The organism is Paenibacillus sp. S-12 (assembly GCF_030363895.1).
Taxonomy (GTDB): Bacteria; Bacillota; Bacilli; order Paenibacillales; family Paenibacillaceae; genus Paenibacillus_B; species Paenibacillus_B alvei.
This window is the reverse complement of sequence record NZ_JASIUF010000013.1, coordinates 167,541-184,284: the sequence shown is the minus strand read 5'-3', so window position 1 is coordinate 184,284 and position 16,744 is coordinate 167,541. Positions and strand designations below refer to the sequence as shown.

Annotated in this window: 10 protein-coding genes; 9 read left to right on the top strand and 1 reads right to left on the bottom strand. The window is 45.5% G+C overall.

Translation table 11 applies throughout. The features are described 5' to 3' along the window. Nucleotides 1–128 precede the first annotated feature (128 nt). From NO352_RS13395 to NO352_RS13380, 4 genes are all read left to right on the top strand, one after another. A complete protein-coding gene (locus NO352_RS13395) occupies nucleotides 129–908 on the top strand; it encodes an ABC transporter ATP-binding protein (RefSeq protein WP_040735918.1) in 780 nt (259 codons plus the stop codon). Then, entirely contained in the window at nucleotides 880–2,841 is a 1,962-nt protein-coding gene (locus NO352_RS13390; protein WP_289355875.1) for an ABC transporter permease, read from the top strand. The genes NO352_RS13395 and NO352_RS13390 overlap by 29 nt, the downstream gene beginning before the upstream one ends. A 153-nt stretch (nucleotides 2,842–2,994) precedes the next feature. After that, a complete protein-coding gene (locus tag NO352_RS13385; RefSeq protein ID WP_005546622.1) occupies nucleotides 2,995–3,735 on the top strand; it encodes a hypothetical protein in 741 nt (246 codons plus the stop codon). Nucleotides 3,736–3,999: 264 nt separating this feature from the next. Beyond that, nucleotides 4,000–5,409: an alpha-L-fucosidase gene (locus NO352_RS13380; protein ID WP_289355874.1), complete on the top strand. Its 1,410-nt coding sequence runs from the start codon at nucleotides 4,000–4,002 to the stop codon at nucleotides 5,407–5,409. A gap of 94 nt (nucleotides 5,410–5,503) precedes the next feature. Here NO352_RS13380 and NO352_RS13375 read toward each other — a convergent pair whose 3' ends face one another. Further along, complete coding sequence (locus tag NO352_RS13375; RefSeq protein WP_163977009.1) at nucleotides 5,504–6,223, bottom strand: Crp/Fnr family transcriptional regulator; 720 nt, start codon at nucleotides 6,221–6,223, stop codon at nucleotides 5,504–5,506. A gap of 404 nt (nucleotides 6,224–6,627) precedes the next feature. Here NO352_RS13375 and adhE point away from each other — a divergent pair, with 404 nt between their 5' ends. From adhE to NO352_RS13350, 5 genes are all read left to right on the top strand, one after another. Then, nucleotides 6,628–9,243, top strand: a complete 2,616-nt coding sequence (adhE, locus tag NO352_RS13370) for a bifunctional acetaldehyde-CoA/alcohol dehydrogenase (protein WP_005546630.1) — start codon at nucleotides 6,628–6,630, stop codon at nucleotides 9,241–9,243. A gap of 425 nt (nucleotides 9,244–9,668) precedes the next feature. Further along, a complete protein-coding gene (pflB, locus tag NO352_RS13365; RefSeq protein ID WP_005546632.1) occupies nucleotides 9,669–11,936 on the top strand; it encodes a formate C-acetyltransferase in 2,268 nt (755 codons plus the stop codon). Nucleotides 11,937–12,115: 179 nt separating this feature from the next. Continuing rightward, the gene (pflA, locus tag NO352_RS13360; protein WP_289355873.1) at nucleotides 12,116–12,850 is read left to right on the top strand and encodes a pyruvate formate-lyase-activating protein; all 735 of its coding nucleotides are present in this window, start codon (nucleotides 12,116–12,118) and stop codon (nucleotides 12,848–12,850) included. A 483-nt stretch (nucleotides 12,851–13,333) separates the two neighbouring features. Continuing rightward, complete coding sequence (locus NO352_RS13355; RefSeq protein ID WP_289355871.1) at nucleotides 13,334–14,971, top strand: DUF4855 domain-containing protein; 1,638 nt, start codon at nucleotides 13,334–13,336, stop codon at nucleotides 14,969–14,971. Between the two features lie 290 nt (nucleotides 14,972–15,261). Next, entirely contained in the window at nucleotides 15,262–16,623 is a 1,362-nt protein-coding gene (locus NO352_RS13350; protein WP_163977006.1) for an ABC transporter substrate-binding protein, read from the top strand. Nucleotides 16,624–16,744 lie beyond the last annotated feature (121 nt).

The following is a 16,744-nucleotide window of genomic DNA, read 5'->3' as shown; positions in this document are numbered from 1 at the left end:
GTGACAACTTTGTAAGGTGAATTCTTGGAATGAAAGCCAATTCGATGTTGGCATGATGAAGAGAAAGGGTATACTGTGTGTATATTTATTTGGGTTTCGGATCGCAAGAAGGAAGGGGCTGGACACATATGCCTGTATTAGAAGCTAAGCAACTATCCAAAGTTTATGGAACAAGAGGGAACATGACCTATACGGCTCTTCAAGATATAAATCTGACCATTGATGAAGGGGAATTTGTCGGCATAATGGGGCCTTCAGGCAGTGGAAAAACTACATTGCTTAATATATTAGCTACGATAGACAAGCAAACTTCTGGAGATGTATTTATTAACGGAACGGATCCTGCGAAGCTCAGCAATCGCAAGCTGGCCTATTTTCGCAGAAGAGAACTCGGTTATGTATTTCAAGATTTCAATTTGCTTGATACGCTCAGCATTCGAGAAAATATTATATTGCCGCTTGCGCTTGACGGCATATCTGCTAGAGAGATTGAGCGCAGGCTGTTGGAAACAGCAAGCTGGCTTGGGATCGATCATATATTGGATAAGCGTACTTATGAAGTTTCGGGCGGTCAGAAGCAGCGTACGGCGATAGCGCGGGCAGTCATTCATCAACCTTCGCTGCTGCTTGCAGATGAACTGACAGGCAATCTGGATTCAAAGGCCGCGAAGGATGTTATGACTGCGCTTGAGGATTTGAACGAAAGAACGAATCGAACCATATTGATGGTAACGCATGATGCATTCGCCGCGAGCTACTGTAAGCGAATTTTGTTCATCAAGGACGGCAGATTGTTCTCCGAACTGCGGCGCGGTGCGAATCGACAGATTTTCTTCCAACACATCTTAGACTCGCTAAGCTTGTTAGGAGGGAACTTCGATGACATTCCGACAGCTCGCTATAAGTAATATAAAGGGGAATTGGCATCGATACAGCGCCTATTTTTTAAGCAGTGTATTTGCTGTGATGATTTTCTATATGTATGCGGCATTTATCTATCATCCTGACGTTATCAATGGACATGTACCCGGAGGACACCAGGTTCGAAAAGTGATGATGATATGCGAGTATTTGATCATCATTTTCTCTTTTTTCTTCACCTTGTACTCCAGCTCCGCGTTCTTGAAATCAAGACAGCAGGAATTTGGGCTGCTTACGCTGTTCGGCATGACCAAGCCCCAACTGAGAAGACTCGTTTTTTATGAAAACATGATTATTTCCATATTGGCGATTGCAGTAGGAATGGGCATTGGCACTTTTATGACGAAGCTGTTTTTGATGGCTTTATCGCATATACTGGCCGTTGATGCACCGATTTCCTTTTACATTGTTCCGAAAGCAATCCTATTGACGTCAGCAGGGTATCTGCTTTTGTTTACTTGCATTACGGTGTTTTCGTTGCGGAAGGTAGGGCGCAGCCAAATTGTTGAGCTGATACGGGCGCATAGAGAACCTAAATCACCGCCTAAATTCTCATGGGTACTCGTGGCCCTGTCTGTCTTTTCTTTAACACTGGGATACAGCTTGGCCTATGTGACGAATGTGCAGTTGTTTGAGGCTACCGCTCTGCCGATATTGGGATTTACGGTGCTCGGGACGTACCTCTTTTATACGCAATTCAGTGTGGGGCTTATCCGTATTTTGCAAAAAAATAAACGCGTGTATTACCGCAGAACCAATTTGCTGAATATTTCACAGGCAGCTTTCAAATTGAAGGACAATGCTCGTGTGCTGTTCAATGTGTCGATTTTGTGTGCTGTGGTATTGACTGCTACCGCGAGCTTTTACGCGTTCGACCAGACGACGAGAAAGCAGCAGCTCTTAGAAATGCCGCAAAGCTATGTTATTACTTGGACCAAGGATAAGCCTCAACCGATAAAACCCGAAGTGATTAAATCTTGGGCGCAAAGTACCGATAACAAGGTAGAGCAAGAAGTTGCCTTCAGGTTTGTGGACGTGTTTTATTCACAAGCAAACATCAGCGAAAATTCTGCGGCGATGTTGAGTGTGTCGGAATATAACCGCATTATTGCAATGGATGAAGGACAACCGCTTACGTTAGCCCGCGATGAGATGACTCTCGTTACGCGTATGCCTCTGGTGGAGTCTGGGGAGAATGACAGGCAGCAATATTATGGCCATCCTGGTTCCATTACGGTAAATGTTCGCGACACCAGCATTCAGGCGTCCGGCCATATTCATAAATTGATGACAAGAAACGTCCTGAATTCAGGTACAGGTGTTTACAATGTACTTGTTGTAAGCGACGAGCTGTTTGAACAACTATTCAAGAAAGCGCCGGCGGAGAAGGCAAGATATGGACATGCATTCAATTGGGCGGATTGGGAATATTCCTTGGCGTTAGACAAGAAGATTAGGGAGCATCTGTCGTTTAACGAGGATGAACAAGACAGCATAAGAATTTCAAGCCGAGTGTATGATTGGAGCAGTTCGATGCAAGTATCTGCGCTTGGCATGTTCATAGGGTTGTTCATTTGTTTATTGTTCTTTATAGCGAGCGGCAGTGTCATCTATTTCAAATTGTTTACTGAATTACAGGATGACCAGGCCTATTTCAGGGGGCTAACACGCATCGGCTTATCCATTGTTGAAATTCGGCGTGTTGTCACGTTTCAAGTTGGTCTTATTTTTTTCGCACCCTGCATTGTTGGAAGCGCCCATACGCTGTTCGCCTTGAAGACCCTTAGCAATCTCGTGTACTCGAATATGATGGGATATGCATTGACGGTAGTGAGCATGTTCGTGGTAATGCAGGCTTTATTCTTCTTGGCTGCACGAAAAACCTATATGAGGAAAATATTAGAGGAAGTAATTGTATAAATAAGGGATCTTTCTCATGTTCATGTCGAACAACGGGTAATCAAACCAATTTTATTACGGGATTGATACGATTTCTTGCTCATCTTATTGCATAATAGACTAATAAACTTGTATGCTTATAGGTAAGAGAAGGCAAGAAAGTGAGTTGACGTAATGAAGAGTCGATGGATACACATCCGTAAATACGCCGAACACTCCGTAGTTCTTGTTGTATTGATGTTGTTGATAGGTATCATTACTGCGTGCTCCAAGACTCCTGTGCAGGAGCAGCATGTGGAAGAGCAATCCAGCCCGGCTTCGAAGGTGACTGTTACTATCGAGGGCGGTTCCTATATACCGAACTTGTCAGAACATATTGGGATTGATTGGAACTCAGGCATGACTGTAACAGATTCATTAAAGCAGACCGGAATCGTGAAGATTTCAGAAGAAGATGGAATGATACAGTCAGTTGGAGAAGTTGCCCTTGATGCGAAGATGGGGTGGGGCATCTTGTTGAATGATGAAGAGCTAAGGCAGCCTAAGGCTATGAATAAGATCGTCGGCCCTGACGATACCATTGTCGTATATGTGAAGCGATTGGATGTCAAGACGAATTCACTTCCTATAGCGGGATTGACATTGAGCATTGATGGCGGTAAGACAATTCCAGAAATGACGAATACGTATGTGGTCAGCTGGAAAGAGAACATGAACGTGAACGATTTGATTGATGAATTTGCACAAATTTCCTTGTCAGACGACGGCGAGCAAGTGCTTCACATTGGTCAGCGAAAAATGGAAAACACCATTGAATTTTCGCTGAAGGTCAACGGGAAAAAGATGTCGGTAAGCGAAGGCCGGAAGCTTGCACTGAAGCCTGATGACCAGATTGAGTTTATTATTACCCCATGAACGAGTGACAGCTATAGCTCTCAACGGGAAACGTGGCATGCGTTTCGGACGTTGGGGGCTTTTTTTGATGACAGAGACTAGGCTTAAATAATGAACCTCATTTATAAAAAATTCCCCTCGTTTATTCGATTTCCCCGTAAATTTCTTATGTCTATGTTTTTTTATTGCTGTTCACAAGATGTTTCTGGTTTACTAGGAATTAGATATTTCTGCTAGCATAATTGGGTTCTTCATCAAAGATCAGACATGGGAGGATAAGTGAAAATGAGTGATACCATTCAACATGATGAACAACAACGCCAAGATGAACAAATTGTTCAGCAAGGGGTGCACAATTTCAGTGCAGAAGAAGAATGGGTGAAGCCTGATCGGCCAATCTTGCTCGAGCAGTTGGAATGGTTCAAGGATCAGAAGCTCGGCTTAATGATGCATTGGGGCACTTATTCCCAGCTCGGTATCGTGGAATCGTGGGCGCTTAGTGATGTCGATGAAGAGTGGTCGCGTGATAGTGTGGATTGGGATTATGATGCTGAGGAGCTGAAGCAGCAATATTTTGATTTGAACAAAACGTTTAATCCACTTCGCTTCGAGCCAGAACGTTGGGCGAACTTAGCTGCGGAAGGCGGCTTCAAATATTTGATTTTTACGACCAAGCATCATGATGGATTTTGCATGTGGGATACGAAAACGACAGATTATAAAATTACGGGTGCCCAAACACCATTCCATACCCATAAGTATGCGGATGTGTGCAAGCATTTATTCAATGCGTTCCGAGACAAAGGCATGGCCATCGCAGCGTATTTCTCCAAGGCTGATTGGCATACGCCAACGTATTGGGCGCCAGGGATGGAGAGAAGCAATCCGACATGGCGGGGCCCGTCTTATAATCCGCAGGATTATCCTGAATTATGGGAGCAATTCGTCCAATTTACTCATGAACAGATAATGGAGCTGTTGACGGACTACGGCCGTATCGATGTGTTGTGGCTGGATGCGGGCTGGGTATGCAAGGAAAGCCGCGTATCACAGGATATTCGTCTGGGAGAAGTGGTGGAGAGGGCGAGAGAGAAGCAGCCATGGCTGCTGTCTGCCGACCGCACGGTTGGCGGGCCGTATGAGAACATTATTACTCCGGAACAAACAATTCCAAATGAGGCAATGAATGTGCCTTGGGAAAGCTGTATTACGATGGGGACATCCTTCTCATTCCGATATGAGGACAAGTATAAGTCAACTCGGCAGCTTGTGCACATTCTCATGGAGGTGGTTGCTAAGGGAGGGAACCTAGCCCTTAATGTGGGGCCGCAGCCTGACGGCCGCATCCCAGAGGGGGCGATTGTACGGATTAAGGAACTCGGTGCATGGATGGAGACCTATGGGGAAGCTGTTTATGGAACCCGTATTTGTGCTCCTTATTTTACTCAGCGCTGTGCCTTTACTCGTAAGGAAGACACAGTATATTGTACGTACTTATATCCGTCTGAGGAATCGGAAGTTACCGATCACATATTTATTCCTTATCTAGAAAAGGTGACGAACATCCAATTGGTCGGTACAGATCAGAACGTAGCATTCCATTCAGACGAAGCAGGTTTGCACGTAAAGCTGCCAACGAGTGAAGTTGGGGGCAATGCCCCGATCGCACATGTATTCCGGATGACAGCCTTTTAAGCGCTATAGAGAGCACATTATTTGCAGTGCTAAATATAGATGCATAACATAATGATTGCCCTCATGTCATATACGTGCATGAGGGCAATTTGATTTAGATGCGGCAAATCTCATTCGGGCACATTTCGCAATGACATACTTCCCGCAAATGTTCCAATTCCCGAATAACAATCATGCCATTCTCATATTCAATGACATCGCGCTTGCGGAGATCGCTCAACATACGATTCACACTTTCGCGTGTCGCGCCGATCATGTTCGATAAATCTGTATGTGTGATTTTTTTGTTGATAAGAATCCCGCCATCCTCTAGCTCCTCGCCATACGTGTTCGATAATCTTATCAGTGTGGAGCACAGCGCGCCAGGCTTGCCGTACATCATCAAGTCCCGGAACTTTGTCTGTGTAAGGCGGTGATGAATACCCATCCACTTCATAAAGTCAATGGAGAAATCGCAGTGCTGGCAGATGAGTATTTCGATATCTTTTTGCTCGATTAGTAATACTTCAGCTTCTTCGATAACTTCAGCGGTGAAGGTATGCTTCGTGCTATGGAATGGGTCAACTTGGCCAACCAAATCTCCAGCTTGATACATGTACAGAATGAGCTCTTTTCCTTCATCTGTGGATTTCGTGATTTTTACACGGCCGCTTTTCAGAAGGAATAGCTTATCAGATAGGTCTCCCTCCCAGAACAAATGAGAACTATCCGGATAGGTACGTTCTTTACCAATACTTATTAATCGTTCTACATTCTGTTCTGAGAAACAAGAGGTATTGCATGGCTCTCCAAATTGTTCGATGATGTTAGTCACCCTGTTCCCCTCCAATTTACATATTTCAAATTTTAGTAATTTTGACCCAAGGAATTCCATGTGACAAGTTTCACTATATGAATACGTATTACTATCATGGATGTTCCGCAAGCAGTTGTCAATTTATTTACGATTAAAATTAGTTACAGTTTGGTTAAATTGAGTGATTAATATCACGCTGGACCAAAGAAAAATAAAATATTGATCAGATTAGTGAGATAATGTGAAAAATATCACATACTAAACCCCGTCCAGGTGGGTACAATGAGAGTGTGAAATGATTCACAAGCAATTGTATCCATTACGAACCTCAGATAAGGACCGTAACAGAACCGTATACAGACCAAATAAAAGACCTTTCCTTAGGTTCATCGGCATGGAATCAATGAATGGAGGCGGAGAGAATGGCGACAAAACAGGAAACGAAACCAGTTGTAGAGAAAAACGATGTCACGAAGCACATTCAACAATTGATTGACCGCGCGAAGAAGGCGCAAGAAGCATTTATGGATATGAACCAAGAGCAAATTGACAAGGTCGTGCAGCAAATGGCACTCGCTGGCTTGGATAAGCACATGCTGCTGGCCAAGATGGCCGTTGAGGAAACGGGACGCGGTGTGTATGAGGATAAAATTACGAAAAATATATTTGCAACTGAATATATCCACAATTATATCAAGTATGACAAAACAGTAGGCGTCATTGAGGATAATCCGTACGGCTCTTACATGAAAATTGCGGAACCAGTTGGAATTGTCATGGGGATTACACCGGTAACGAATCCGACCTCAACGACAATGTTCAAGGCGCTCATTTCGATAAAGACACGCAATCCAATCATTTTCGGCTTTCATCCATCAGCTCAGAAATGCAGCGCGGAAGCAGCTCGCATCCTGCATGATGCAGCTGTGAAATATGGTGCGCCAGAGCACTGTATCCAATGGATCGAGTATCCGTCGATGGAAGCGACTAACGCCTTGATGAATCATCCTGATGTGGCGCTTATCCTAGCGACAGGCGGTGCTGGTATGGTTCGCTCTGCTTACAGCTGCGGCAAGCCTGCTCTTGGCGTTGGCCCGGGCAACGTACCTTGCTTCATCGAGAAGACGGCAGACTTGAATCAAGCCGTAACGGATTTGATTCTTTCCAAGACGTTCGATAATGGTATGATCTGTGCTTCTGAACAGTCAGTCATTATTGAAGAGCCGATTTACGTACAAACGAAGAAAATGATGACAGCCCAAGGCTGCTACTTCTTGAGCAAGGAAGAGACAGGCAAGCTTCAAGCAATGGCGATGAAGACAGACACTTGTGCAGTGAATCCGAACATCGTAGGTCAGTCCGCGAAGAAGATTGCAGAGATGGCTGGTATTCAAGTGCCGGATACGACGAAGATTCTAGTAGCTGAGCTGGATGGCGTAGGGCCGAAGTTCCCATTGTCTGCTGAAAAGCTAAGCCCAGTGCTTGCCTGCTACAAGGTGAAAACCGCACAAGATGGAATTGATCGCGCTGCTGAAATCGTAGCGTTTGGCGGAATGGGCCATTCCTCGGTTATCCATTCGCATGATGACGAGGTAATCGGCAAATTCGCAGATCGTCTGCAAACAGGTCGTATTCTTGTAAACTCTCCTTCGACCCATGGAGCAATCGGCGACCTATACAACACGAATATTCCTTCGTTGACGCTAGGCTGCGGATCTTATGGCCGCAACTCGACTTCTTCGAACGTAACGGCTGTCAATCTGCTGAATATTAAACGGGTGGCGAAGCGAACAGTGAATATGCAATGGTTCAAGGTGCCGAACAAGATATACTTTGAAAAAGGCGCAACGCAGTACTTGGCGAAGATGCCGGATATTAGCCGTGTCATGATTGTTACCGACCCGATGATGGTGAAGCTTGGCTACGTAGAAAAATTGGAATACTACTTGCGTCAACGCCGCAACCCAGTCGTTATTGAAGTGTTCTCTGATGTAGAGCCAGATCCATCGACAAAGACAGTGGAACGCGGTACAGAAATGATGCTCAGCTTCGAGCCTGACTGCATTATCGCACTTGGCGGCGGCTCTCCGATGGATGCGGCGAAGGGCATGTGGCTGTTCTACGAACATCCAGATGCTGAATTCGACAACCTGAAGCAAAAGTTCCTTGATATCCGCAAGCGTACATTCAAGTATCCGCGTCTCGGGCAGAAGGCGAAATTCGTCGCAATTCCAACGACTTCGGGTACAGGTTCGGAAGTAACTTCGTTCGCGGTTATTACGGATAAGGAGAAAGGAAACACGAAATATCCACTAGCCGATTATGAACTAACGCCAGACGTAGCGATTATCGACCCAGAGTTCGTATATAGCCTGCCGAAGACGGCAGTTGCAGATACGGGTATGGACGTACTGACGCACGCAATCGAAGCTTATGTATCGGTGATGGCAAGCGATTATACTGATGGGTTAGCAATTAAGGCCATTCAACTGGTGTTCGAGAACTTGGTGAAATCTCATCATGAAGCTTGTCCAAAGGCTCGCGAGAAAATGCATAACGCATCCACACTTGCTGGTATGGCGTTCGCGAATGCATTCCTAGGCATCAACCACAGCTTGGCTCATAAGTGGGGTGCGCAATATCATACTGCGCATGGCCGTACGAATGCGATTCTCATGCCGCATGTCATTCGCTACAATGCGAAGAAGCCAACGAAGTATGCATCGTTCCCGAAATACGATCACTTTGTGGCAGATGAGCGCTACGCGGAAATTGCCCGCATCCTCGGTCTACCATGCCGGACAACCGAAGAGGGCGTGAACAGCTTGATTAACGCCATTCGTGGATTGAATCGCGAATTGGGAATTCCAGAGTCGTTCCAAGAACTTGGCTTCGATGCGAAGGACTTCGAATCCCGTGTTGATTATTTGGCAGACCGTGCTTTTGAAGACCAGTGTACAACAGCAAATCCGAAGCTTCCGCTCGTAACAGAGCTGGCGGATGTATATCGGAACGCATTCTACGGACGTTTTGAATAATCAAGAAGCAGGCAGCGGGGAGATTTTCTCCGCTGCTTTTGCTTTGTAAGCAGCAATGAGATGGGGAGTAGGAATACGATTCCAACATTTTGAATCATAATTTGTGAAAAAAATCATTTGCCCAGCATATATTGTGATAAATATCACATAATTAAAAGTGTGAAAAGAGGTACAATGAAGACGTAGCAAGGAGAGGATGAAATAGAATCAGAATTCGCCTTATAAAACTTGCTGCACAGCCTCACTCGGCATTACGAAAAGGCAGCTATCGAACGAATGCGAAAGATGAGATAACCGCCTTGCAGCCTTTTTCGTGAAAATGATCACAAGCAATGTGAAGTGGAAAACGAAAACATTTGCTGGGTGTGCGCTTTCAATTCGATTACAACACATACAGAAAAACAAACATGTATGGAGGGATTATGATGTCGGTGATGGAAAAGAACATGACAGGAACAAATGAAATGAATCCTTGGCGTGGATTCAAAGCAGGCAAATGGCAAACTCACGTTGATGTGCCAAACTTCTTGGATGGACACATCAAGCCTTACTTAGGCGATGAAGCATTCTTGGCAGGTCCTACGCAAAATACGAAGGATCTGTGGGATATCGTGAGCCAGCTCTCCAAAGAAGAACGTGAACGCGGCGGTGTATGGGATGTTGATGTGAATACACCTTCAACGATCGTATCGCACAAGCCGGGATATTTAGATAAAGAAAAAGAAAAAGTAGTAGGTGTACAAACGGATGCTCCGTTCCGCCGCTCGATTCAACCTTTTGGCGGCATTAAGATGATGATCGATGCTTGTAAAGCATACGGCTTCGAAATGCCGGAAGACGTTATCAAAATTTTCACAGACATTCGCAAAACACATAACCAAGGTGTTTTCGATGCTTATACTTCCGACATGCGCATGGCGCGCAAAGCGGGTATTATTACAGGCTTGCCAGACGCTTACGGCCGCGGCCGCATTATCGGCGACTACCGCCGCGTAGCGCTGTACGGTGTAGATTTCTTGATTCAGCAAAAGAAAAACGACCTCAAAAATCTTGAGCTGGATGCAATGGATGAACATACTATCCGCGATCGTGAAGAAATTTCGGAACAAATTCGCGCACTTGCTGAATTGAAGGAAATGGCCGCAATGCACGGCATGGATATTTCCAAGCCAGCCGTAAATGCACAAGAGGCATTCCAATGGGTATACTTCGGTTACCTGGCAGCCATCAAAGAACAGAACGGTGCTGCAATGTCCCTCGGTCGTGTATCCTCGTTCCTCGATGTGTATGTGGAACGCGACATTCAAGAAGGTACATTGACAGAGCAAGAAGCTCAAGAATTGGTTGACCATTTCATTATGAAACTGCGTATCGTTAAATTCTTGCGCACACCTGCTTACAACGACCTGTTCAGTGGTGACCCAACCTGGGTAACAGAATCGATCGGCGGTATGGCTTCGGACGGTACAACTCGCGTAACGAAGAACAGCTTCCGCTTCCTGCATTCCTTGTACAACTTGGGACCTGCTCCAGAGCCTAACTTGACTGTTCTCTGGTCGACGAAGCTTCCTGAAGCGTTCAAGAAATATTGTGCGAAAGTATCGATTGAAACAAGCTCCATTCAATATGAAAATGACGACCTGATGCGTCCAATCTATGGCGACGACTACGGTATCGCATGTTGTGTGTCCGCAATGCGCATCGGTAAGCAAATGCAGTTCTTCGGCGCTCGCGCCAACTTGGCGAAATGCTTGCTGTACGCAATCAATGGCGGTAAAGATGAGAAGCTTGGCTTGCAAGTTGGACCAGAGCTTCCTCCAATCACTAGCGACGTATTGGACTACGACGAGGTTGTGAAACGCTTCAAGCAGATGATGGAATGGCTCGCGAAGCTGTATATGAACACATTGAATGTGATTCACTTCATGCATGATAAATATTGCTATGAGCGCATTGAGATGGCGCTGCACGATAAAGAAATCTTGCGCACAATGGCTTGCGGTATTGCCGGCTTGTCGGTAGCAGCCGATTCCTTGAGTGCAATCAAATATGCCAAAGTAACACCGATTCGCAACGAAGAAGGCATCGCTGTTGACTTCAAAATCGAAGGCGAATATCCTTGCTACGGCAACAACGATGATCGCGTAGACAGCATCGCTGTTGAGTTGGTTGAATCGTTCATGAACATGATTCGCAAGCATAAAGCTTATCGCAATGCAATGCCGACTCAATCGATTCTGACGATTACATCGAACGTTGTATATGGTAAGAAGACAGGTACAACTCCTGACGGACGCAAAGCTGGCGAACCGTTCGCTCCAGGCGCGAACCCAATGCACGGCCGTGATAAGAAGGGCGCGCTCGCATCGCTTAGCTCGGTAGCGAAGCTTCCATATGAGCACAGCTTGGATGGAATCTCGAATACATTCTCCATCGTACCTAAGGCGCTTGGCAAAGAGCTAGATGCTCGCAAATCCAACCTCGTATCGATGATGGATGGATACTTCGGCAGCAACGCACACCATTTGAACGTCAACGTGTTCGACCGTGAACAGCTGATGGACGCAATGGAGCATCCAGAGAACTACCCACAATTGACGATTCGCGTATCTGGATATGCGGTTAACTTCATTAAGCTGACTCGTGAGCAGCAATTGGATGTTATCAACCGTACATTCCATGGTTCAATGTAAGAACATAATTACGGTTGAACTAGAGGCAAAATGAGCAACGTAATGGATATACTCGATATTTGATAAGTAAAGGGACGCAACTGCACCAAATGCCATGTATCTTTCGGTCGATGGCGGGGAGGGAGCGTCCCTCTTGTCATTCAATCAGGTTGTATGGGCTGGAGAGGAAAGTGATAGAGATGATCGGACGTATTCACTCGTTAGAAACATTCGGTACCGTTGATGGACCTGGCATACGCTTTATTTTATTCATGCAGGGGTGCGCACTCAAATGCCAATATTGCCATAACCGCGACACCTGGAGCTTGAGTGACGGCAAAGAGATGACGCTGGAAGAGGTACTCGCTGAAATTGAACCATACTTGCCTTACTACCGCAGCTCAGGCGGGGGACTTACTGTATCGGGTGGAGAGCCAACATTGCAGGCGGCATTCGTTAGAGAATTGTTCCGTGAAGTGAAGCAGCGCTGGGATCTGCACACAACACTTGATTCTAACGGATTCAACGACGTGACGAAGCTCGAAGAATTGATGAACGTTACAGATCTTGTACTGCTGGACATTAAGCATATTAACAATGACAAGCATATTGCACTTACAGGTGTACCGAATGCACGCACATTGGATACAGCGCGTTGGTTATCGGAGCATGGCAAGAAAATGTGGATTCGACACGTGTTCGTACCGACGATTAACGATGATGAAGAGGATTTGCTTGAACTGGGCCGTTTTATTGGTACACTGCAAGGTGTTGAGAAATTTGAAATCCTGCCATACCATCAAATGGGCGTATACAAGTGGGAACAGCTAGGCGAAAAGTATCCGCTTGAAGGGGTTCCTTCCCCGACAGCAGAAGAGGTGGAGCGTGCTTATGCGCTTATTGAGAAAGGACGCCAGCAAACGCGCGTATCGTGAAACCCAACTATGTTCATATAGGAAAAGAGATGACTTGCCATATAGGGAAGAGGTCATCTCTTTTTTTGTTGAAATCGTGAAAGAATGTTCATTTTAGAACGCCAATTCAAAAATATCGTGTATCGTGAATTGTGTATAAATTGATCGGAAAGAACTATTTTTAAACTGGAAGAAAAAAACTATAATACGCAGTAAGAATGAGAAAAAGGATTTTCACAACCCGAAATGGAAGCGCTGTCATCTAAGGTCTTTTTTTTACCAAGCATATATGCTGTGGAAATGCATTTTCTTGTCCTCATAACTGGAAGATGAAGAGATGCTATTAGCTACTGGTTCAACCTAGAAAAGGTATCAGGCATCATGGGGGATCAGCTTTTCTTGGATGAATTTATGAATAGAGGAGGTATGATGCAGCTTAGTTATTCGATGATTCAGCGCCGCCGTATTCTTCGAAAATGATCTTATTTAGGAGGGATATTGATTATGATGAAAAAGATGGCAGCACTTGTCTTCAGCATGATGCTGATATTGTCAATCATACCGAACATGCCGAACGCACAAGCGGCACCTCAGCTCCGCAACCTTGCTACGAACTCTACTTACACATGGTCGGAAGCGCCGGAATCGAATTATCCGGATCCAGGCAACAAGCTGATTGATGGAAAAAAAGGAACCGCTAATGTTACGGATCCGGCATGGGTTGGTCATATTAAGAAAAAGGCGCGCGAAGTTACTTTTGATTTTGGACAGCGCAAGTCAATTGCCAGTGTGAAAGCGCACTTCCTTCAAGATTGGCCGGGTTCTGCGATTTTGTTCCCGTTAAGCGTATCTATATATGTGTCAGATGATAGTATGAATTGGGGAATTGTCGGGCACAAAGCAACGGAACGAGGCTGGACGAATGGCCCTCCAATTGATCAAACCTATGTATGGGATGGCAGCAAAGATGGGGTTGCAGGCGGAGGACAAGGTGCTACGATGGCCTATGCACGCTACGTGAAAGTTGTGTTCCCTATGCATCCGAAAGCATGGACATTTATTGATGAGATTGAAATTATGGGAACTGACGGCAAGGCTGACGGAGCAGTTGTCGTGAATATGAAGCCGTTCGAATTCCAGTACCCAGGCGTCGACACTGCTGGAATCCGTAATTTATCGCTTGTCTACAATGGATATTACCCTGACGTTCCGGAGTGGACAAAAGACAGCCTGATTCCGGAAATTGGTTATGTGAATCAAGCCGGACAAGTTCAGGACTGGTTCTTTGATGGGGTGTTAATGCTGGGTCTCCAATCTCCGGCGGGCCGTGATTTCGGAAAGGATTCACTCCTTACGGATTGGCAATGGTATCTGGATAAAACATTTGGCGTGCAAGGTGACTTGAAGCAGTTGAATGAGGCAACGAAGGAAGTAGGAATTCAGCTCGGACAGCCGAATCATAAAACGAAGGTTGTTATGATGCTGCCAAATCCGGGAGAATCAACGACGAACTTCGGTGACATTGACGGCGACGGCATTACCGAGAACTTCAGTGAAGCCAGCGTGGGCATAGAAAAAGCCTTGGCGACACGCCAGAAGGCAGTCAGATGGTGGCTGCAAGAGGTTCAAAACCGCTGGAATGCGAACAACTACTCCAACCTTGAACTGGTTGGTATGTACTGGCTGGATGAAGATATTAGCTGGTCCAAGTCAGCCCCAGACTTCCTGCGGATGATGAACTCTGATGTTCATGCAAGAGGGCTGAAATCGTTCTGGATCCCACATTCCGTGACATATAAGAGTTTTATTTGGAAAGACGCTGGCTTTGATGCAGCGACCTACCAGCCAAATTATTATTTTGAAGATTTATCAATTGATCGTCTTATTGATGGCGTGACTACTGCTAAACGATACGGAATGGGCGTTGAAGTGGAGTTCGACAACCGTATGCTAACGGATAATGTGTTCCGCAACCGATTCAATGACTATATGAACGCAGGTTACCAATATGGATTCGCGGGGAAAGGCTTTACTGCGTATTATAAAGGAAGCGGGCCGGTTCTGCGCGATGCAGCGAACAGCACAAATGCTAGTATTCGAGAACTGTATGATAAGTTGTACAACTTTACAAGAGGGAACTAATTCGCTCATATTCGATTACTGAAATGATGTATTGTATCAGATTGTAAGTTTAGCAGCATTCGAAAGTATATAATAGAGCCTAGTATGCCATGCATTTCACAGATCAGCGGTCAAATCCTCGGATTGGGGTTTTTGACCGCTGTTTTATTTTCTGCAAGGATTGTTAGAGGATTTTATCCCTCAATAGTGAAAATGTCGTCCTTACAGAATGGACATGGTCGATTTATAATGAAGGCGTAGCAAACAACAAGAAGATACTGGCAGACAAAAACATACGGGAGGGTCCTTACATGAAAAAAGGATTGGTAATGATTCTGACGCTTCTGTTCATCGCAACGACAGCGCTTACAGGATGCGGATCGAAGACAGAGAATGGTTCTGAAAAGCCAGCAAACCAAACTGGTGAAGAAAAAAAGGTTGAACCGTTCGAGCTTACGCTTCGTCACACGCAGCTCGGTGATGCAAAGAAAAATCGCTTTGCTATCCTGCAAGATGTTGTAAAGAAGACAGAATCCGAAGTACCTGGTCTGACAATTAAGCTCGATGGTGTGGACTCCGAGGTGAACCGCAAAGAAAAGCTTCGTGCAGAGATGGGCAGCGGATCTCCACCAGATATCTTTGATGCTTTCGGTAACCCAGACGTTAAATTGTACGCAGAGAATGGACTTATTCTCGACGTAGCACCGATTCTCAACGAACTTGGATTGAAGGATAAGTTTCAATCCCTTGCACAATGGACAGTAGACGATAAGATCTACGGTTTGCCAATCGGCGCTTCCATTGAAGGATATTTCTACAACAAAGACTATTTCGCTGAAAAAGGCATTCAAATTCCAAAAACATTGGCTGAGCTTGAAGCAATCGCTGAAAAAGTAAAGGCTGACGGCAAAATTCCATTCGCAATTGGTTCCAAGGATGCTTGGGTACCATTGATGACAACGAACACACTGTGGTCCTACTTCGGCGGTGCGGATATTACATCTGGATTTGCTAAAGGCGACACGAAGTGGAACGATCCAAAAATGGTAGAAGCATTCGCGAAGCACCAAGAGTGGATCAAGAAAGGCTATTTCAAAAAAGGCGAGCTTGGTCTTGACTATGCAACACAACGCACACAGTTGGTTAATGGCGAAGCAGTTATGATGTTCGACGGATCTTGGGCATCCTCCGTATTCGCTGATGCTACACAATCCGGTAAATTGCATAACAAAGCTGGCTTCTTCATGATGCCTCCTGCTAAAGAAGGCGATGGCTACAGCGTAATGTTCGACTCGAACAACGGGTATGCGTTCTCTTCCAAGGTTGCTGAAGATCCACGCAAGATGGAAGCAGTTAAAGCATTCATTAAGAACCTGTACAACGAAGACATGCAAGTACGCGGCTTGAAAGAAGATGGCGTTATCCCTGCAATGAAGGTTGACCAAGCGAAGCTGGATGAGGCTTCCCAAGGCAACGATTTGCTGCAAGCGATTATGGCGCAAATGAAAGACGTGAAATACACATGGCCGGCATTTGACGCACTTGTTCAAGCGGATGTGAACACAGCACTGGGCCAACAGCTTCAAAAAATGATCAGCGGCGAGGCAGAACCGCAAGCGGTTCTGGATGCCGTACAAAAGGTTCAAGAAGAAGCGAACGCAGCATCAAAATAAGATAAACAAAATACAAGCTTGACCACTAGGAGCACCACCTGTCCTAATATGGGGGGTGGTGCTCATTTATCATCCTGAGCGGCAGGTAACCAGTATGATTACGATGTGGGACGGACGGAGG